Here is an 18128-nt window from a genome sequence, read left to right as displayed (position 1 = left end):
GACGGCGGTCGCGCGCCACTCCCGCGGGTCACTCCCGCGGTGTCACTCCCACTGGGCGGCCCGGTGCCGCCGGGCCTTCTCCACGTACACCGCGGGCGTGTGCTCGAGGACGAGCCGGTCGTTGTCGTTCAGCTCCCGGACGATCTTGCCCGGCGTCCCGGCGACGAGCACCCCGGACGGGATCTTCTTGCCGGGCGGCACCAGCGCGCCGGCGGCGACCAGCGTGCCGGCCCCGATCCGGGCGCCGTTCAGCACGATCGCGCCGATCCCGATGAGCGACCCGGTCTCGACGTGCGCGCCGTGCACCATCGCCTTGTGGCCGAGGCTGACGCGGTCCTCCAGGACGGCGGGCATCCCCGGGTCGCAGTGCAGGCAGGACAGGTCCTGGATGTTGCACTCGTCGCCGACGACGATCTCCTCGTCCTCGCCGCGCAGCACCGAGCCGTACCAGACGCTGGACGCGCGGCCCAGCGTCACCCGCCCGACCACGACCGCGCCGGGCGCGATCCACGCCTCCGGATCGATCTTCGGCCGGTCCTCGCCCAACGCTCCCAGGTAGCTCATGGCGCCGATGCTAGGACGCGTCCGGTCCCGGCGGGGAGGCCGCCCCCGTCCCGCCGGGTCCGGTCGGGGCCGCCGAGACGGCCCGGCGGCGGACGCGCTTTTTGCCCGGTGTTCAGATAGTTTGTCGACCGCATCCAGATGAAGAAACGGCAGCAAGAACCGCGTTCCGGTTGCGCGAATGGGGTGGACCGGACAAGAGTCGTCCTGACGTTTCCATGTGGGCCCGCTCAGGCGGGTGAGGCTTATCACAACCGACCCTGACGGGGTGATGACCCCCGCCAACGACCCCCCAAGGCACCATGAGCAACGAAGCCGAGATCCTGCCGAACCTCCTCCAAGACGAGTCCTTCGAAATCGTCATGCGCGGCTACAACCGCCGCCAGGTCGACGACTACATCGCCCGCGCCCACCAGAAGCACCGCGAACTGGAGGCGCGGCTCGCCCGCGCCCAGGACGACGGCGAACGCCTCCGCCGCGAGATGGCCGAACTCCGGGAGGCACGCAAGCCCACCGGCGACGACCTGAGCGACCGGCTCCGGCAGATCATCAACCTCGCCGAGGACGAGGCCCAGGACAAGGTCGCCGAGGCCGAGGCCAAGGGCGCCGAGATCCGCGAGGACGCCGAGCACGAGTCCAAGCGGATCATCGACGACGCCCGCTCGCACGCCGACAAGAACCTCTCGCAGGCGCAGGAGAAGGCCGACCACGTGCTCGCCTCCGCCAAGAAGGAGTCGGACAGCGTCCTCTCGGCCGCCAAGCAGGAGGCCGAGCAGACGGTGACGAGCGCGCGGCTGGAGGCCGAGCGCACGCTCACCGCGTCCGAGCGCCGCGCCAGCGTGATCAACGAGGGCGCCACGCAGCGGCTCACCTCGCTCACCAAGAACCACACCCAGGCCCTGCAGCGGCTCACCGAGATCAGCGACACGCTGCACCGGCTGCTCACCGCCGAGAACGAGGCCGGGCCGCTGGAGAAGATGGTCGAGGACGCCGTCCGGCAGAGCGCCCCGCGCAAGCAGGCCCCGCCCGCGCAGCCCGCGCCCGTCCAGTCCGCGCCGGCCGCCCAGAAGCCGATGCCCGCCGCCCCCAAGCCCGCCCAGGCCCCCGCGCCCAAGCCGGCCCAGCCCGCCGCCCCGCACGCGGCCCCGTCGATCAAGAAGCCCGAGCAGCCGTCCGCCGAGCCCCCGGCGCAGCCCGTGCCGCCGCAGGCCAAGCCCGTCCGCCCGGCCGAGGACGCCGCCCCTGGGCAGCCCCCGATCCCGCCCCAGCAGCCCCGCGGTCCCATCGAGTTGTGACTCCCAGGGGGGCTGTGTTTGCCCAGGGGGGCGACCCCCTGGAACCCCCGTTGCGACGCAGGCGATCCTCACGCCGCCGTTGCGGTCTGTCTTGCCCGTGCGGGTGTGCGTGGCGTCGCTGCGGTCGCCTGCGTCGGCGGGTCGGACGGCCTCCGGGCGCAGAGCGCCCTCCGGCCGCCCGACCCGTGGACCGTGGCTGAGGTCCCTCGCGGGTGGACCGGTGGCTGACGTCCATCCCAAGGTGAGGGGTGGCTGACGTCGATCCCAAGGTGACCGGTGGTTGGGGTCCGGTCTGTGGGGGTGCCGGTTGGCTCGTCTGGGGGACGCGTTGGGCGGGGCTTGGGAGCCTTTAGGATTTTTCGGATGAGGAAGCGGAGACATTCGCGGGGCGGGAGCGTCCGGCCCGTCAGGTTCCTGGGTGATCCGGTGCTGCGCACCGAGTGCGATCCGGTCCGGACGTTCGACGCATCCCTGGAGCGCCTCATCGACGACATGTTCGTCACCATGTACGAGGAGGACGGCGCCGGGCTCGCCGCGAACCAGATCGGCGTCGGCCTGCGGCTGTTCGTCTACGACTGCGGGGACGACAAGGGGCGCCGGCACGTCGGCCACGTCGCGAACCCGGTGCTGGTGGCCGCCGACGGCGAGCTACTGGTCGAGTCTGAAGGCTGCCTGTCCGTCCCCGGCCTGCGGTTCGAGACCCCGCGCTACGCGCACGCCGTCGTCGAGGGCGTCGACATGAAGGGCAGGCCCGTCCGCGTGGAGGGCACCGGGTACTTCGCGCGCTGCCTCCAGCACGAGTGCGGCCATTTGGACGGCGGCGTCTACATCGACGTCCTGTCCGGCGATGCGCGGCGCGAGGCCATGCGGGCCATCCGCGCACTCCAGCAGTAGCCTGGCCCGTGAACGGATCCGTGCTCAACGGATCCTCTGCGGGCATTCAGGGGGCGTTCAGGTTCGGCCGTCATCCTCTGTAATGATGTCGAGGGGGACTGGGCAATTGTCTGAACGGACGGCGAACGGCAACGGCAGCGGCAGGGCGGCGGAGGCGACCCTCCTCGTCGTCGAGGACGAACCCAACATCCTGGAGCTCCTCGCCGGCAGCCTGCGCTTCACCGGCTTCGACGTGGTCACGGCGACCAACGGGGCGGACGCGGTGCAGTCGGCGCGGCGGCACCGCCCCGACCTCATCGTCCTGGACGTGATGCTGCCCGACATCGACGGGTTCGACGTCGCGCGGCGGCTGCGGTCCGGCGGCGACCACACCCCGGTGCTGTTCCTGACCGCGCGGGACGCCGTCCAGGACCGGATCAAGGGGCTGACGATCGGCGGCGACGACTACGTCACCAAGCCGTTCAGCCTGGAGGAGGTCATCGCCCGCATCCGGGCGGTGCTGCGCCGGTTCCGCGGCGGCGTGTCCGAACCCCCGCCCCGGCTGGTGTTCGCCGACGTCGAGTTGGACGAGGACAGCCACGAGGTGTGGCGCGGCGGACGCGCGATCCAGCTGTCGCCGACCGAGTTCAAGCTGCTGCGCTACTTCATGGCCAACGCGGGACGCGTCGTGTCGAAGGCGCAGATCCTCGACCACGTGTGGAACTACGACTTCCGCGGTGACGCGGGGATCGTCGAGTCGTACGTGTCCGCGCTGCGCCGCAAGGTCGACAACACCGAGCCGCGCCTCATCCACACGCTGCGCGGCGTGGGGTACGTCCTGCGCGAGCCGTCGAGATCGGGCTGATGGCCGCACGCGTCCCGGCCCGTCCGGACGTGCCGGAACCGGGGGACGTCCCGGCCGGGCCGCCGCGCCGCACGCCGGGGCGGGTGTGGGGGCGTGCGTCGCTGCGCGTCAAGCTGCTCGCCGGGACGCTCGTCCTCGTCACGCTCGGGATGACGGTCATGAGCGCGGCGGGCGCGTCGGTGCTGCGCCAGTACCTGGTCGGACGGGCCGACGACCAGCTGCGCGGCTCGGTGGGGCGGGCGGTCGAGCAGGTCATCCCGCAGTTGCGGCGCGGCGCGGAGAACATCGAGGTCCGGATCCCGAGCGAGATGTACGGGCAGGTCCGCACGAACGACGGCCACGCGCTCGGGCAGAACCCGGCGTGGAGCGAGACCGGCCACCCGAAGCTGCCCGCCGATCTGAACAAGCACATCGACCGCCCGTTCACCGTGCGCGGGACCGGCGGCTCGCAGTGGCGGATCCTGGCCGAGCCGATCCCCGGCGGCGTCATCGTCCTCGCGTTCAGCCTGGACGAGGTGGACCGCACCGTCCAGCGGCTGGTGGTGATCGACGCGATCGTGGGCCTGCTGGTGCTCGCCGTCCTGGTCGTGCTCGGCGCGTGGGTCGTCCGGGCCAGCCTGCGGCCGCTCGCCGCCGTCGAGGAGACCGCGGGCGCGATCGCGGCCGGCGACCTGTCGCGCCGCGTCCCGGAGGCGGACCCCCGGACCGAGATGGGACGGCTCGGCCGGTCGCTGAACACGATGCTCGGGCAGATCGAGGCGGCGTTCGGGGCGCGCGCCGAGTCGGAGGCGGCGGCGCGGCGCTCGGAGGAGACGGCGCTGCGGTCGGAGGAGCGGATGCGGCGGTTCATCGCGGACGCCAGCCACGAGCTGCGCACCCCGCTGACCGCGATCCGCGGCTTCGCCGAGTTCTACCGGCAGGGCGCGGCCCGCAGCCCCGCCGAGCTGGACCGGCTGATCGGCCGGATCGAGGAGACCGCGTCCCGGATGGGCCTGCTCGTGGAGGACCTGCTGCTGCTGGCCCGGCTGGACCGGCAGCGTCCGATCGAGCGGCGCCCGGTGGATCTGCTCGCCGTGGCCGCCGACTCTGTCCAGGAGGCGAGAGTTCTCGCACCCGACCGCAAGATAGAGCTGTCGGTCGAGGGCGGGCTGGCCTACCAGGTGCGGGGGGACGAGCCGCGGCTGCGCCAGGTGCTCGGGAACCTCCTGTCCAACGCGATCGCGCACACCCCGGCGGGCACGCCGGCCCGGGTGCGGCTCATGCCCGGCACGCTGCGCGGCGCCCCCGCGGCGGTCATCGCGGTCGCGGACGAGGGGCCCGGCCTCTCCCCCGAGCAGGCCGAACGGGTCTTCGAGCGGTTCTACCGCGCGGACGAGGCCCGCTCCCGCGACTACGGCGGCGCCGGTCTCGGCCTCGCCATCGTCGCCGCGCTCGTCGCCGCGCACGAAGGCGTCGTGGAGGCCGACTCCACCCCGGGCGAGGGCGCCACGTTCCGGGTCGTCCTCCCGCTGGACGACGACTAACCGCCGGAAGGCGCGCCCAGGAGAGACATCGGGCACATTCAGGAAATGCTCAGGTATGTGCGCTTAGGTGGTTCGCACAGGGCGCGCCCCGGTCTCGACGGGGAACGGGAATCCGCGCCCTGGCCAGCCGCACTCCGGGATCGTCCGGACACCGCGGCCGAGGGGGACGAGACGCCGCACGTCCCCTTCGGCCGCGGTTTTTCATGCCGTACCGGCTTTCAGCGCACTTTCAGGTTGGATCCAGGCGTTCTGCAGTCCTGCGGCGCACTCTCGATGGCGAGTGGACGACAGGGGGATCCGAATGAACACCGACAGGCCGCAGCCGCCGCCTTGGGAGCCGCGACGACCGGACTTCGCCCCGCACGGGCAGTGGTCCTGGGAGGGCGCTCCGCCGCCCGGACAGCCCGCCCGTCCGAGCCTGTTCGGCACGGCGCGGCGCAAACTCGCGGCGGTGGCCGCCGCCACCGCGCTCGCCGTGGGGGCCGGTGGCGCGGGCGCCGCGGCGACGCTGGCACTGACGCACGAGAGCACCGTCTACGCGAGCCCGACTGCGGTCTCCGGGGCGGCGGCGGGCGGGACGACCGCGCGGGTGGCGGCCGCCGTCCAACCGAGCGTGGTGTCGATCCAGGCGCAGACGTCGTCCGGCGCCGCCACCGGGTCGGGGGTGATCCTCCGCTCGGACGGGGTGGTCCTCACCAACGCGCACGTGGTGTCGGAGGCGCGGCAGGTCGCGGTGAAGTTCAGCGACGGCACGTCCGCCGCGGCGGACGTGCTCGGGGCCGACACGGGCGACGACATCGCAGTGATCAAGGCGCAGGGCGTGTCGGGCCTCAAGCCGGCCACGCTCGGCGACAGCGGACGGCTCGCCGTCGGCGACCAGGTCCTGGCCGTGGGCAGCCCGCTCGGGCTGGACGGCTCGGTGACGTCCGGCATCGTCAGCGCGCTGGGCCGCCAGATCCAGGAGGGCGACTCCGAGCAGGAGCTGCCGCCGGGGCTGCGCGGGCAGCTGTCCCGGCAGCAGCAGACCGTGATCAGGAACGCGATCCAGACGGACGCCGCCATCAATCCGGGCAACTCCGGCGGCGCCCTGGTGAACGCGTCGGGCCAGGTGATCGGGATCAACACCGCGATCGCCACGTCCGGCGGCAGCGACGGGAACATCGGGGTCGGCTTCGCGATCCCGGTCGACTCCGCGAAGAAGACCGCCGACGAGATCATCGCCGGCGCCTCGGTCTGACCCGGGATCGCCGTCCGGCCAGGCTCTGGGGGGAGCGGGCGGACGGGCGGCGGACCGGTCAGAAGGTCCTCCCCGGCCGGGCCGGGCGGGGAGGACCGGCAAGGGAGAACGGCCGCGCGACCCGCCCGTGGGGTCGCGCGGCCGTTCAGCTCCGCACGCTGATCGCCGGACGGCGCTTCACCTTCGACAGCATCGTGCGCGTCGAGTGCAGGTAGTACTCCCGCGGCAGCGTCCGGATCCGCCGCGGCAACCGCGGATACACCAGGGCCAGCGCGGACATGAGCAGCCGGAACCGGAACGCACGGGCCCTGCTCCACTTCCACCCGTACTGCACGCGGATCGGCTCCGGCATCAGCCCGGCGGTGAGCAGCCGGATCATCATCAGTCCGGGCGCGTTCAGCGGCCCGCCCGGCAGCCTCGGATGGAGCACCTGCTCCGCGACCGCGCGCGACGCGTCGCTGATCTCCAGGGTGTTGAGCATGTCCGCGTAGTACCGGCGGAAGTCGCGGTAGGTCTCCGGCATCCGTCCCTCGGGGCAGGCGAGGATCGTCGCGTAGACCTTGGTCTGCCGGTAGAACTCCTCAAGCTCGGCCTCGCTGAACGTCCGGCGGAAGAGCAGCTGGTAGAACTGCGTCGCCACCGCGAACAGCGTGGACGCGACCCACACCTGCAACTCGGGGTCGTTGGCCTCGTAGTCCGGCCCGGTGATGGCCTCGTGCCCCTTGGTGACGAGCGCGCTGAGGGTCTCGGCCTCCTCCCGCGTCCCGAACTGCACGATGTAGAGCCACCCCATCGTGTTGCGCAGCCGCCGGGTCGGATCGTCCGCGGTGTAGCTGTGGTCGAAAACGCCCTGCGCCACCTTGGGGTGCGCCGTCTGCAGCAGGGACGCCGCCCCGCCGGCCGCGATGAGCGCGCCCTCCTGCGAGATGACGCGGATCAGGTCGCCGTCCTTGAAGATTCCGTCGGTCATGGCGATCAGTGTAAGTAAGTACTTGCAGTTGCCGCTACCGGGGGGTAATCCGGAGGACAGGACCAGATCACCCCTGCGACAATGGGGACATGCCCTCCGAGATCCACGTCCGCGGCTCGGTCTCCGTCCCGGAGTCCGAGCTCAGCTGGCGTTTCTCCCGCTCCTCGGGGCCGGGCGGGCAGCACGTCAACACCAGCGCCACCGCCGCCGAACTCTCCTTCGACATCGCGAACTCCCCGTCCCTCCCCGAGCACCTCCGCGCCCGCGCCCTCGACCGCCTGGCCGGACGCCTCGTCCGCGGCGTCCTCACGATCCGCGCGGAGGAGTACCGCTCCCAGCAGCGCAACCGCGACGCCGCCCGGACCCGCCTCGCCACCCTCCTCGCCGAGGCGACGGCCCCGCCCCCGAAGAAGCGCATCCCGAAAAAGGTCCCGCGGGGCATCAACGAACGCCGCCTGGAGAACAAGAAGCGCCGCGCGGCCGTGAAACGCCAACGCTCCTCCCGCTGGGACTGACACCCCCGCCGGCAACGGCCAGAGGAATCCAGCGGCGAAGAAGACGGTGATCGCGACCATGGTGATCGGTCACCCGGTCGGGATGGTGGAAACGGCCTGTCCTTGAGGTGACCTCTATGGTTTGCGGGCCACGCCGCCCCACATGCCGGTCGTGGTGACGCCCGGCCTGATGGTCGGGGTCGCCCGCATGACCTGCTCGGCGGCCGCCCGGTCGGCGGCGTAGTTGTCCTTTCCGCCGAGCCAGTAGTCATAGATGCGCGCGATGGTCGTCCACGCGGCCGCCGACGTTCACGCCGGCCCACGCGTTGGCGGTCGCGGCGTACTCGGCGCCGTCCGCCCCGTACAGGCCGGACGCGGCGGCGAGGGTGGCGCGGCGCGCGTCCGCGTAGTCGGTGGTCGGGCGCATCTCCTCGGTGAGCGCCTTGTACCAGATCGCGGCGGCCATCAGGAGACGCCGCGCGGCATGGCGACCTGCGCGCAAACGCCGACGCCCGTCCTGCCGGGGCGGCGGGACGGGCGTCGGGGGGTGGTCCAGGTCAGCTGAAGTACTCGATGAAGGGGACCCGCTTGCTGGGCTCGGACGCGGTGCCGGTGCTCACGATGGCCGTGGTGCCGGGGCGCGCGTCGGCGTCGGACGCCTGGACGGTGCCCGTGCGGGCGGGGCCGTTCAGGGTCGTCCAGGCCGAGCCGTTGTAGTGCATGTACTGGCTCTTGGTGCCGGTCGTGATCGGGAGCATGACCACGCCGCCCTTGCCGTCCGCCGACAGGCCGATGCCGGCCGCGTTCAGCGGGGTGTTGATCGTCTTCCAGGACGTGCCGTCGTAGCGCTGGATCGCGTTGGTGATCTGGGCGTTCTGGCGGACGCGCAGCACGTACACGTTCGTCGCCGAGTTGGCGACGATCCGGTGCAGGGTGCCCTGGTAGCCGGGGACGCCCAGGGAGCCGGGGACGTCGATCTTCTTCCAGGACGTGCCGTTGAAGTGCATCACCAGCCCGGTGACGGACGTGCCGGTGGCGGACGTGGTTCCGGCGAGCCACACGTCGTTCTTGGAGCGGACGTCCACCGCGGTGATGGACGAGGAGGCCGGCAGCGGGACCTTGGGGTCGACCCAGGCGGTGCCCGTCCAGCGGAGGATGGCGGACGGACCGCCGGCGGCGGCGTCGACCCCGGCGACGGAGTAGGCGGTGCCGTCGGGGGCGGCGGACACGGCGGTCGGGAAGCCCACCATCGGGTAGGCGACCTGGGCCCACTTGGTGCCGTTCCAGTAGAGGCCGAGGGTGCCGCCGAGGTTGTACCCGATGACCCATGCCTTGGACGCGCTGGAGACGGCGACGTCGGTCGGGGTGAAGCCGACCGGGCTCTTGTCGGCGGCCCAGGCGGAGCCCGTCCAGCGGGCCATCTTGGCCTGCGGGCTGAAGAAGGAGCCGGCGGCGCCGACGGCCCAGCCCGCGTTCTTGGCGCCGAAGTCGACCCGGTCGAGACTGCCGTCGTAGTTCAGTGCCCCGCTGGAGATGTTCTTCCAGCCGGCGGCGTTCGCTGGGGCGGCCACCGCTACCGTCCCGGCGCCACAGGCCAGGACGGTGGCGACCACCAGCGCCGCGTTGCGTCTCATATGCTCCCACTCCCAAGATCACAGCAAGCGTGCGCAAAAGAGTACGGCATTACTTACTGCACGGTAAGGGGAACCCCCGACCCGACCAGATCAGGACGCATCAGGCACATCAGTCACAGACGTCAAGACGCCCGGAACCGGACGGTTCCGGGCGTCTTGGTCCGGGAGGGCTACTCGCCCTTCCAGTTCGGCTTGCGCTTCTCCGCGAAGGCCGCCGGGCCCTCCTGGGCGTCCTTGGACGTGAAGACCGGCAGGGTGATCTCCTGCTGCTTCTTCCACGCCACGTCGTCCGTCCAGTCCGCGGACTCGACGATGATCTTCTTGGTCGCCGCGAGCGCCAGCGGGGCGTTCTCGGCGACCTTCAGGGCCAGCTCCTTGGCCGCGGCGAGCGCGCCGCCCGACTCGGTGAGCCGGTTGACGAACCCGAGCTCGGCCATCCGCTCCGCCGGGTACTTGTCCCCGGTGAGGGCGATCTCCATCGCGATGTGGAACGGGATGCGCTGCGGGAGGCGGAGCAGTCCGCCGCCCGCGGCGACCAGGCCGCGCTTCGGCTCGGGCAGCCCGAACTGGGCGTCCCGGGCCGCCACGATCATGTCGCAGGACAGCGCCACCTCGCAGCCGCCCGCGAGCGCGTAGCCCTCGACGGCGGCGATCAGCGGCTTGGCCGCCGGTCGCTCGACGATGCCGGCGAAACCGCGTCCCTCGACGATGGGGTTGTCGCCCGTCAGGAAGCCCTTGAGGTCCATGCCGGAGCAGAACGTCCCGCCGGCGCCGGTCAGCACGCCGATGGACAGGTCCTTGCGGGAGTCGAGCTCCTCGATGGCCGCCGCGATCCCCCGCGCCACCTCGCCGTTGACCGCGTTGCGGGCCTTCGGGCGGTTGATGGTGATGATGAGGACCGCGCCGTCCTCCTCGGTCAGCACAGCGTTGTCACCGGAGGGGCTTCCCCCCTCGGCCGATACTGCGTCGGTCATTCAGGGCCTCACTTGGGCTGGAAGCGGATGCCGCCGTCGAAGCGGATCGTCTCGCCGTTCATGTAGTCGTTCTCGATCAGGGACTTGACGAGGTGCGCGAACTCCGACGCCTTGCCCATCCGCTTCGGGAACGGGACGGGCGCGGCGAGCTTGGCCTTGAACGCGTCCGCCTGCTCGCCCTGGCCGTAGATCGGCGTGTCGATGATGCCGGGGCAGATGGTGTTGACCCGGACGCCGATCGCGGCGAGGTCGCGCGCCGCCGGCAGCGTCATGCCGATGATGCCGCCCTTGGACGCGGAGTAGGCGATCTGCCCGGTCTGGCCCTCCAGTCCGGCGACGGACGCGGTGTTGATCACCACGCCGCGGGCGCCGTCGGCGTCGGCGGGCTCGGTCTTGGAGATGGCCGCGGCGCCGATCCGCATCAGGTTGAAGGTGCCGATCAGGTTGACCCGGATGACGGTCTCGTAGGAGGCCAGGTCGTGCGGGCTGCCGTCGCGGTTGACGGTCCGCGACGCCCAGCCGATCCCGGCGCTGTTGACGATGACGCGCAGCGGGGCGCCGGTGTCGACGGCGGCCTGGACGGCGGCCTGCACCTGCTCCTCGTTGGACACGTCGGTCTTCACGAAGACGCCGCCGATCTCGTCGGCGAGGGCCTTGCCCCTGTCCTCGTTCAGGTCGGCGACGACCACCTTGGCGCCTTCGGCGGCCAGCGCGCGGACGGTGGCCTCACCGAGGCCGCTCGCGCCACCGGATACGACGGCGGAAACTCCGTTCAGGTCCATAAGCGACACCTTACGTGAGGGACCGAATGTGGTTCGGGGTGATGCTATCCAGACGTCGTCGCACGCTCCGCTCACACCCCGGCGGATCACGGAGGCACGTTATTACTCACGGGTTACAATAGGGGGCGCGTTTGCCTCCCGCAGCTACGGGCACCCGCCGAACATGAGCGAGCGTCCACCGCAGAGCCAGTCCTACCCCGGCCGGACGGGGGACATGACCCCCGAGCCCCGCGACGAGATGCGCGACCACATCGGCAGCGACCTGCTGCACGGCCGCCGCGCGCTGATCACCGGCGGCGACTCCGGCATCGGCCGCGCCACCGCCGTCGCCTTCGCCAAGGAGGGCGCGGACGTCGCGATCACGTACCTGACGGAGGACGACGACGCCCGGCACACCGCGGCCCTGGTCGAGGCCGAGGGGCGGCGCTGCGTCACCTTCGGCGGCGACATGGCCGAGGAGCGGCACTGCCGCGAGGTCGTCGAGCACACCGTCCGCGAGCTGGGCGGGCTGGACGTGCTCGTCCTGCACCACGGCACGCAGGCGCCCGTGAAGGACGTCCGGGAGATCGACGACGCGCAGCTCCGCCGGACGTTCGAGGTGAACGTGTTCGCGGTGTTCTGGACGATCCAGGAGGCTCTCGACCATATGGGTCCGGGGTCGTCCATCGTCATCACCGGCTCCATCAACGGGCTGCGCGGCAACAAGTCGCTCATCGACTACTCCGCCAGCAAGGGCGCCGTGATGTCGCTCACCGGGAGCCTCGCCCAGAACCTCATGGACCGCGAGATCCGCGTCAACTGCGTCGCGCCGGGCCCGGTGTGGACGCCGCTCATTCCCGCGACGTTCGACGAGGAGAGAGTGGAGGGCTTCGGGAAGAACGCGCCGATGGGACGTCCCGCCGATCCCGACGAGATCGCGCCGTCCTACGTGTTCTTCGCCTCCAACCGCCAGTCGTCGTACTACACCGGGCAGACGCTGGTCCCCGCCGGCGGAGAGATACATCCCGGTTGACGGATCCGCGACGCAGCGAACCCGGGGAGCCCGGCTACGGGCGGCTCTACGAGGAGGGCGCCGGTCCGCCGCCGGCCGAGCGGGCGGTGGGACGACCGGGAGATCACTCCCCTCCGCGCGATCTCACGATCGCCCACCGGCCCATCTCGTAGTGGCGAACGTCACCAGGCCGACGCCCGTTCCCGGACGCGGCCGCTTTCCGCGGTCCCGGGCGTCTCCATGAGGTAGACGGCGTAGGCGTGCTGGATCACCGGCAGCGCCACGTTCCGGACCCGCACCCCGCCGGACGTGAGGCCCTTCTCCGTCCCCTTGTGGGCGTGGCCGTGGATCGCGAGGTCGACGCCCGCCGCGTCAATCGCCTCCCCCAGCAGGTAGCTGCCGAGGAACGGGTAGATCTCCGGCGGCTCGCCTTCGAGGGTGTCCGCGCACGGCGCGTAGTGCGTGAGGGCGATCGTGACGTCGGTGCCCAGGGTCGCGAGGGACGTGCTGAGCCGCCCGGCGAAATCCTTGGTGTGCCGGATGAACTCCTTCATCTCCGGCTCGCCGAAGTCGCTGGCGCAGCGGCCCTCGAACCCGCCGCCGAACCCCTTGCCGCCCGCGATGCCGAGGCTCGTCCCGTCGCAGTCCAGGATCGTCCCGTCGCCTTCGAGGACGGTCACGCCGGAGTCCCGCAGCACGCCGGTGATCTCGTCCTCGGCGTCGGAGTGGTAGTCGTGGTTGCCGAGCACGGCGACCACCGGGACGCCGAGGTCGCGCAGCTCGCCGGCCGCGACCAGGCCCTCCTCGACCGTCCCGTGCCGGGTCAGGTCGCCGGCCACGAGGAACACGTCCGCGTGGTCGGCCAGCGCCGACAGCCGCGCCCGGTACTCGCCGGACTCCGGCCCGACGTGCAGGTCTCCCGCCGCCGCGACGCGGATCATGAGATGTGCTCCTCTCCGTCCGGCTCGGGCACCGCGACGACGTGCAGCTCGTTGCAGATCTCGCGGCCCCCGGCGGCGACGCGGGCGGCCTCCTCGACGTCCCGGCTCCGCTCCTCGCTCACCACCTCGCCGCGAAGATGCACGACGTCGCCGCGCACGTCCACCCGGATGCCGAGCTCGTACGCCTCCACCGCGAGCCGCTCCTGGATGTGCGCGGCCAGATACCCCGACATGTCGGTCATGGCCTGCCCCCTTTCGATCACAGCACGTCCCCCCTTCGATCACGTTCCCGCGAGCACGTCGCCGTCGATCACGTCCAGGCGGGCCAGCAGCGTCAGGAACGCGTACGCGTACGGGGACTCCGCGGTCTCCGCGGCGACCCGCCGCCAGTCCACCTGCTCCCGCAGCGCCCGGCCGACGTGCAGGAACCCGCTGAAGTCGCACGCGGTCTCGGCGAACGCCAGCAGCCGCATGACCATCAGGTCGGTGGCGGGCAGGACCGGCATGAACACCGCCCCGACCGTCATCTCCTCGGCCCGGCCCAGCAGATCCCCGTCCACCGGACGGCCGGACGGAGTGTGGATCAGGTCGACGAGGTGCTCGCCGTCGTACGCCTTCTCCAACCAGTTCTCCGGGCTCTCCAGATGGTTCAAGCCGACCGCGGCAAGAGCGTCCAACGCGGCCTGGACGTCACGCTCCCGCACCACGAAGTCGACGTCATGGGTCGACACGGCCGCGCCGTGCGCGTACGCCGCGAAACCGCCCGCGAGCGCGTACTCGATCCCCGCGTCGCGGAGCGCGGCCGCGGCCCGCTTCAGGACGTTCAGCAGCCCGTCGGCGACGCCTCCCGAGCCCGGCCCCGGCCCCGCGGTGCCGGACCCGCGCGTCGCGGCCTTCGGCTCCGTCTGCACGTCCCCCACGCGTTTCCCTGGTCGTTTGCGGTCGCGGTGGCGGTACCCGGGGACGGGCCGGTCATGCCCTCACCCTGGGACGCGGTACGCGGCGGGTGGGGTGGGGGTCGTGCCGAGACAGGTGGCGACAGGGTCCTCGATGGAGCACCAGCCCGGTTCGCGGACCGGGACGTACCCGGACGCCACGCCCCGGTTCGCGATGATCGAGCGGTACGCGGGGACGGCGTCGGTCGGACGGCGCGTCAGGGTCGGGTCTGCCAGCGCGTCCACCGTGTACAGGCCGAACCGCGGCCGGTAACTGCCCCACTCGTAGTTGTCGGTGAGGCTCCAGTAGTTGTAGCCCATCATCTTCACGCCGTCGGCCATCGCGCGCTGGATCCAGTAGATGTGGTCGCGGAGATGGTCCGAGCGTGTGTAGCCGTCCTGGCGCGGCTTGCCGTTGTCGGTGGGCATGCCGCTCTCGACGACGTAGACCGGTAGATGCGGCAGTCGCCGCTGATAGTTCTTCAGGACGTAGTACAGCCCCTCCGGCTCGGGGTCGATCTTCCAGAACTCGCCGGTGAGCGCGTACGCCGAGGTGAAGTTCTCCAGGTTCGCGCCGTAGTAGTAGTCGATGCCGATGAAGTCGAGCTTGTCGGTGGCGTCGTTGAACAGGGCCGCGTCGAAGATGCCGTTGAGGGCCGTCCCGTAGGCGACGTTGCTCGACACCAGGGCGCCTGGGTCGACCCTGTGAATCATGTCGTAGGCGGTGCGATGCGTCTTGAGGAGGGCGTCGCGCATCTTCAACATCTGCCCGAGGTCCATCGGACGGGTGGTGAGCTCCTTGTAGATGTAGGCGCTGGCTTCGTTGAACGTGATCCAGATGACGCCCTGGCCCTTGTAGCGGTCGACGACGAACCGGGCGTTGCGGAGCCAGTCGTCCTGCGTGCGCGGGTTGTCCCAGGCGCCCTGGTCGGCGACCCATCCGGGATACACCCAGTGGTCGAGCGTGAGCATGGGACGCATCCCGTTCGCCTTGATGCGGCGGACCAGGTCGTCGTAGTAGGCGAGCGCCTTCGGGTCGCGGTGGCCTCTGCGGGGCTCTACGCGGGCCCACTCGATGGACGTCCGGAAGACGTTCACGCCCAGGCCCTTGGCGAGCTTCAGGTCCGACGGATACCGGTGCAGGAAGTCGACGGAGTTTCCGTAGGGGTCGGTGACGCCGTTCGCCTTGCGGTCGGCGTACCGCGTCCAGTTGCTGTCGGGGAAGTGCCCCTCGCCCTGGAAGCCGGACGTGGACACGCCCCACAGGAAGCCCGGCGGGAACTTGGCGGTCGCGGGCGCGGGCGCGGTCGCGGGCGCGGTCGAGGTCGCGGGGCCGGTCGCGGCGGACGCCGATGGCATCGCCACCAGCCCGGCGACCAGCACGATGACCGCCACGAGGTGAGCGGGAGAGCGGAGGAGGACGGGAGAGGGGAGGAGGACGGGCCTTGGTCTGCGGGATCTGCCGGGCCAGCCGAACACGGAACTCCCTCCGGGAGCGGAACCTGCCTCTCCCTCGGACTACAAGCGGCCGGAACCGGTCCGTCAACCCCCCGGCCTGGCCGAATCCGGCGATCTCGGCTGTCCGCGACCGGCGTTCTATACGAGACATAACCCACATTTACCGATACGTGATACACGCCACAAAGCACGAACCCGCGGCTGCGTGGTTATCCACAGAACGCGGTTCCAGTGCCGGATCGGCCGGGCACGCGTCACCATGGAATCGATCTTCTTTCGGCACTTCGTGACCCACTTCACACTTTCCCGGAGATGCTCGGAATAAGTGCAGGCCACGCCCCGGGCGGACGCCTTCTCACCGGCGTCCGCCGTCCCGAAACGCAGGGATGGATTTGCCATGTTCACCCGAGACTGCATACGTTCCTGCCCGGTTCATGCGGCACAGCAGCCGCCCAGAAAACAGAACACGCACTCCGACGCGCGGCGGCGGCGCGCACGGCCACCTGTGACCGGCCGGGCGCGGCCCCCAGGCCGTCCCCCCGCGGACCCCGCTCGAAAGCCGCCGTCGGACGCCGAATCCGTGCAGCCGAGAGGCACGGAACCGGAAAGCGGCCACGAATTCCCCAGCGTCCCCTCGAATGACGCCGCGCAATGGCCGACGCATCCCGATCCCGCAGTGAAGACCAGTGCGGATGACGGCTGCCCGGTAGGCATCGACCGCGAGATCTGGAGTCATTCTGCATACCCCCCGAAACTCCCTGAAGGCTGGAATCACCACCGGTGGCCTCGTGCTCACCACGACCGCGGCGCTCGGCGCGAGCGTCCTCGCCGCGGGCCCGGCCGGGGCGGCGGCGCCACCGCGGCAGGCCGCCGCGGTGACGGCGGCGAAGACCTCCGCCGCGCAGTCCCGGGCAGCGACGCAGAAGAAGCGCGCCGCCTACGCCGTGGCGTACGCGGCGAAGCAGATCGGCGACCCGTACCGCTACGGCGGCACCGGCCCCGGCTCATGGGACTGCTCCGGCCTCGCCGGCGGCTCCTGGCGCAAGGCCGGGGTGAAACTCCCCCGCACCAGCCAGCAGATCTACCGCTCCGTGAAGAAGAAGGTCTCCTGGAAGGGCGCCGTCAAGGGCGACCTCCTGTTCTTCTACAGCGGCCGCACCCACATGGGCGTCTACGCCGGCTACGGCTACATGATCCACTCGCCCAGCTCCGGCAAGCGGGTCAAGAAGATCAAGCTGACCAAGTACTACAAGCGCAACTTCAGCGGCGGTGTCCGTCCGGGGCTCTGACCCGGCACGAGCACTCTCCGCACCACCTGTGGGCCCGCACGCCTCCCCCGCCCCGTGCGGGCCCACACCCGCACCCGCGCGCGGCCACCCGGACGGCGACCGCGCGGTGCGGGCGATCGCGGGCCCCGCACCACGCGGCGCGGGGCCGTGCGCCCGGGTCATGGAAGAGGCTGGTAGTCGGTGTAGCCGCGGTGGTCGCCGCCGTAGAACGTCGCGCGGTCGGCCTCGTTGTACGGGCCGCCGGCCTTGATGCGGGCGGGCAGGTCGGGGTTGGCGAGCCACAGCTCGCCGAACGCGATCGCGTCGGCCACTCCGTCCCGCAGCGCCTCCGCGCCGCGCTCGGGCGTCGCCGGGAAGGCGTCCGCGGTCGGGTGCGGGTTCAGGATCAGCGTTCCCGGCCACCAGGCGCGGATACGGCCGGTCATCTCGCGGTTCCGCTCCTCCATGACGTGCAGGTACGCGAGGTCCAGCGGGGCGAGCGCCGCGATCAGCGCGGAGTACAGCTCCGGTGTGTCGCTCTCGCTGACGCCGCTCGACGTGCCGCCGGGCGAGACGCGGAGTGCGACGCGTTCCGGTCCGATCGCGTCCGCCGCCGCGCGGACGGCCTCCACGGCGAACCTGATGCGGTTCGCGACCGTCCCGCCGTAGGCGTCGGTCCGGGTGTTGCTGCCGTCGGCGAGGAACTGCTGGATCAGGTAGCCGTTCGCGCCGTGCAGCTCCACGCCGTCGAAACCGGCCGCGACCGCGTTGCGCGCGGCGGCGGCGAACTCCTCGACGGCCTGCGCGATGTCGGCCGCGGTCATCTCCTGGGGGACGGGATGGTCGAGCATCCCGCCGGGAGTGAACAGCCGGTCGCCGGACGCGATCGGCGACGGGCCGAGCGGCAGGCCCCCGTCCGGGTACAGCACGGGGTGGCCGACGCGGCCGGAGTGCATCAGCTGCGCGAAGATCCGCCCGCCCTCGTCGTGCACGGCGGCGGTCACCGCCCGCCACGCCTCCACCTGCGCATCGGAGTGCAGGCCCGGTGTGTCGACGTACCCCTGGCCCCGGACGCTCGGCTGCGTCCCCTCCGTGATGATCAGCCCGGCGGCGGCGCGCTGCCGGTAGTACTCGGCGGTCAGCTCGGTGACGGCGCCGCCCGCGCCGGCTCTGCTCCGCGTCATCGGCGCCATCACGATGCGGTTGGGCAGCTCCAGCTTCCCGGCCGAGAGGGGCTCGAACAATTCCTGCATGACGTCCTCCTAGGGCGTTGTCACTGGTCAAGAACGTACGAGCCGCCGGGTACGGGGCGAATCCGTAGGGTTTC

20 protein-coding genes are annotated in these 18128 nt (G+C 71.5%); 8 read left to right on the top strand and 12 right to left on the bottom strand.

The annotated features are described in order from the left end of the window. Window positions 1-42 precede the first annotated feature (42 nt). A complete protein-coding gene (locus ACA511_RS21310) occupies window positions 43-564 on the bottom strand; it encodes a gamma carbonic anhydrase family protein (RefSeq protein WP_375026193.1) in 522 nt (173 codons plus the stop codon). A gap of 299 nt (window positions 565-863) precedes the next feature. Between ACA511_RS21310 and ACA511_RS21305 the strand changes: the two genes are divergently transcribed. From ACA511_RS21305 to ACA511_RS21285, 5 genes are all read left to right on the top strand, one after another. After that, window positions 864-1856, top strand: a complete 993-nt coding sequence (locus ACA511_RS21305; protein ID WP_375026192.1) for a DivIVA domain-containing protein — start codon at window positions 864-866, stop codon at window positions 1854-1856. A 363-nt stretch (window positions 1857-2219) separates the two neighbouring features. Beyond that, window positions 2220-2750, top strand: coding sequence for a peptide deformylase (gene def, locus ACA511_RS21300; RefSeq protein WP_375026190.1), 531 nt, complete (start codon window positions 2220-2222; stop codon window positions 2748-2750). A gap of 106 nt (window positions 2751-2856) precedes the next feature. Further along, window positions 2857-3594: a response regulator transcription factor gene (locus ACA511_RS21295; RefSeq protein ID WP_375026188.1), complete on the top strand. Its 738-nt coding sequence runs from the start codon at window positions 2857-2859 to the stop codon at window positions 3592-3594. After that, window positions 3594-5117, top strand: a complete 1524-nt coding sequence (locus ACA511_RS21290; protein ID WP_375026187.1) for an ATP-binding protein — start codon at window positions 3594-3596, stop codon at window positions 5115-5117. The genes ACA511_RS21295 and ACA511_RS21290 overlap by 1 nt, the downstream gene beginning before the upstream one ends. A 301-nt stretch (window positions 5118-5418) precedes the next feature. Next, on the top strand, window positions 5419-6354 hold the full coding sequence (locus ACA511_RS21285; RefSeq protein ID WP_375026186.1) for a S1C family serine protease: 936 nt from the start codon (window positions 5419-5421) through the stop codon (window positions 6352-6354). Window positions 6355-6499: 145 nt separating this feature from the next. Here the strand turns inward: ACA511_RS21285 and ACA511_RS21280 are convergent, their stop codons facing one another. Continuing rightward, window positions 6500-7324 carry an oxygenase MpaB family protein gene (locus tag ACA511_RS21280; RefSeq protein ID WP_375026185.1) on the bottom strand — a complete coding sequence of 275 codons (825 nt, stop codon included), beginning with the start codon at window positions 7322-7324 and terminating at the stop codon, window positions 6500-6502. 89 nt (window positions 7325-7413) lie between these two features. On the opposite strand from ACA511_RS21280, the gene arfB reads away from it, so the two are divergent. Then, window positions 7414-7839 carry an alternative ribosome rescue aminoacyl-tRNA hydrolase ArfB gene (gene arfB, locus ACA511_RS21275; RefSeq protein ID WP_375026183.1) on the top strand — a complete coding sequence of 142 codons (426 nt, stop codon included), beginning with the start codon at window positions 7414-7416 and terminating at the stop codon, window positions 7837-7839. A gap of 114 nt (window positions 7840-7953) precedes the next feature. Here the strand turns inward: arfB and ACA511_RS21270 are convergent, their stop codons facing one another. From ACA511_RS21270 to ACA511_RS21250, 5 genes are all read right to left on the bottom strand, one after another. Beyond that, on the bottom strand, window positions 7954-8094 hold the full coding sequence (locus ACA511_RS21270) for an SAM-dependent methyltransferase (RefSeq protein WP_375026300.1): 141 nt from the start codon (window positions 8092-8094) through the stop codon (window positions 7954-7956). Then, on the bottom strand, window positions 8087-8284 hold the full coding sequence (locus ACA511_RS21265) for a M4 family metallopeptidase (protein WP_375026182.1): 198 nt from the start codon (window positions 8282-8284) through the stop codon (window positions 8087-8089). Before ACA511_RS21265 ends, ACA511_RS21270 begins: the two co-directional genes overlap by 8 nt. A 91-nt stretch (window positions 8285-8375) precedes the next feature. After that, window positions 8376-9452, bottom strand: a complete 1077-nt coding sequence (locus ACA511_RS21260; RefSeq protein ID WP_375026181.1) for a hypothetical protein — start codon at window positions 9450-9452, stop codon at window positions 8376-8378. 170 nt (window positions 9453-9622) lie between these two features. Next, window positions 9623-10426, bottom strand: coding sequence for a crotonase/enoyl-CoA hydratase family protein (locus tag ACA511_RS21255; RefSeq protein WP_375026180.1), 804 nt, complete (start codon window positions 10424-10426; stop codon window positions 9623-9625). 8 nt (window positions 10427-10434) lie between these two features. Continuing rightward, on the bottom strand, window positions 10435-11208 hold the full coding sequence (locus ACA511_RS21250) for an SDR family NAD(P)-dependent oxidoreductase (RefSeq protein WP_375026179.1): 774 nt from the start codon (window positions 11206-11208) through the stop codon (window positions 10435-10437). A 163-nt stretch (window positions 11209-11371) separates the two neighbouring features. Here ACA511_RS21250 and ACA511_RS21245 point away from each other — a divergent pair, with 163 nt between their 5' ends. Next, complete coding sequence (locus ACA511_RS21245) at window positions 11372-12220, top strand: SDR family oxidoreductase (protein WP_375026178.1); 849 nt, start codon at window positions 11372-11374, stop codon at window positions 12218-12220. Between the two features lie 161 nt (window positions 12221-12381). On the opposite strand, the gene ACA511_RS21240 is transcribed toward ACA511_RS21245, so the two are convergent. From ACA511_RS21240 to ACA511_RS21225, 4 genes are read right to left on the bottom strand one after another with little or no spacing between them, the layout of a single operon-like run. Further along, the gene (locus ACA511_RS21240; RefSeq protein WP_375026177.1) at window positions 12382-13140 is read right to left on the bottom strand and encodes a metallophosphoesterase; all 759 of its coding nucleotides are present in this window, start codon (window positions 13138-13140) and stop codon (window positions 12382-12384) included. Continuing rightward, on the bottom strand, window positions 13137-13382 hold the full coding sequence (locus ACA511_RS21235) for a BON domain-containing protein (RefSeq protein WP_375026176.1): 246 nt from the start codon (window positions 13380-13382) through the stop codon (window positions 13137-13139). The genes ACA511_RS21240 and ACA511_RS21235 overlap by 4 nt, the downstream gene beginning before the upstream one ends. A 39-nt stretch (window positions 13383-13421) precedes the next feature. Then, entirely contained in the window at window positions 13422-14060 is a 639-nt protein-coding gene (locus tag ACA511_RS21230) for a hypothetical protein (protein WP_375026175.1), read from the bottom strand. Window positions 14061-14120: 60 nt separating this feature from the next. Beyond that, the gene (locus tag ACA511_RS21225; RefSeq protein WP_375026174.1) at window positions 14121-15470 is read right to left on the bottom strand and encodes a glycoside hydrolase family 1 protein; all 1350 of its coding nucleotides are present in this window, start codon (window positions 15468-15470) and stop codon (window positions 14121-14123) included. An 851-nt stretch (window positions 15471-16321) separates the two neighbouring features. Here ACA511_RS21225 and ACA511_RS21220 point away from each other — a divergent pair. Continuing rightward, entirely contained in the window at window positions 16322-16822 is a 501-nt protein-coding gene (locus tag ACA511_RS21220; protein WP_375026172.1) for a C40 family peptidase, read from the top strand. Window positions 16823-16980: 158 nt separating this feature from the next. Here the strand turns inward: ACA511_RS21220 and ACA511_RS21215 are convergent, their stop codons facing one another. Beyond that, window positions 16981-18054: an alkene reductase gene (locus tag ACA511_RS21215; protein WP_375026171.1), complete on the bottom strand. Its 1074-nt coding sequence runs from the start codon at window positions 18052-18054 to the stop codon at window positions 16981-16983. Window positions 18055-18128: the final 74 nt, after the last annotated feature.

It is taken from the genome of Actinomadura sp. GTD37, from assembly GCF_041951365.1.
Lineage (GTDB): Bacteria > Actinomycetota > Actinomycetes > Streptosporangiales > Streptosporangiaceae > Spirillospora.
This window is presented reverse-complemented; position numbering and strand designations above follow the sequence as displayed.

Bases quoted from the DNA above. Each gene is read 5' to 3' on its own strand.
- ACA511_RS21305 (WP_375026192.1), top strand. From the start codon at position 864: ATGAGCAACGAAGCCGAGATCCTGCCGAACCTCCTCCAAGACGAGTCC.
- ACA511_RS21235 (WP_375026176.1), bottom strand. From the start codon at position 13,382: ATGACCGACATGTCGGGGTATCTGGCCGCGCACATCCAGGAGCGGCTC.
- ACA511_RS21260 (WP_375026181.1), bottom strand. From the start codon at position 9,452: ATGAGACGCAACGCGGCGCTGGTGGTCGCCACCGTCCTGGCCTGTGGC.
- ACA511_RS21215 (WP_375026171.1), bottom strand. From the start codon at position 18,054: ATGCAGGAATTGTTCGAGCCCCTCTCGGCCGGGAAGCTGGAGCTGCCC.
- ACA511_RS21290 (WP_375026187.1), top strand. From the start codon at position 3,594: ATGGCCGCACGCGTCCCGGCCCGTCCGGACGTGCCGGAACCGGGGGAC.
- ACA511_RS21285 (WP_375026186.1), top strand. From the start codon at position 5,419: ATGAACACCGACAGGCCGCAGCCGCCGCCTTGGGAGCCGCGACGACCG.
- ACA511_RS21245 (WP_375026178.1), top strand. From the start codon at position 11,372: ATGAGCGAGCGTCCACCGCAGAGCCAGTCCTACCCCGGCCGGACGGGG.
- ACA511_RS21280 (WP_375026185.1), bottom strand. From the start codon at position 7,324: ATGACCGACGGAATCTTCAAGGACGGCGACCTGATCCGCGTCATCTCG.
- def (WP_375026190.1), top strand. From the start codon at position 2,220: ATGAGGAAGCGGAGACATTCGCGGGGCGGGAGCGTCCGGCCCGTCAGG.
- ACA511_RS21310 (WP_375026193.1), bottom strand. From the start codon at position 564: ATGAGCTACCTGGGAGCGTTGGGCGAGGACCGGCCGAAGATCGATCCG.
- ACA511_RS21240 (WP_375026177.1), bottom strand. From the start codon at position 13,140: ATGATCCGCGTCGCGGCGGCGGGAGACCTGCACGTCGGGCCGGAGTCC.
- ACA511_RS21255 (WP_375026180.1), bottom strand. From the start codon at position 10,426: ATGACCGACGCAGTATCGGCCGAGGGGGGAAGCCCCTCCGGTGACAAC.
- arfB (WP_375026183.1), top strand. From the start codon at position 7,414: ATGCCCTCCGAGATCCACGTCCGCGGCTCGGTCTCCGTCCCGGAGTCC.
- ACA511_RS21265 (WP_375026182.1), bottom strand. From the start codon at position 8,284: ATGGCCGCCGCGATCTGGTACAAGGCGCTCACCGAGGAGATGCGCCCG.
- ACA511_RS21250 (WP_375026179.1), bottom strand. From the start codon at position 11,208: ATGGACCTGAACGGAGTTTCCGCCGTCGTATCCGGTGGCGCGAGCGGC.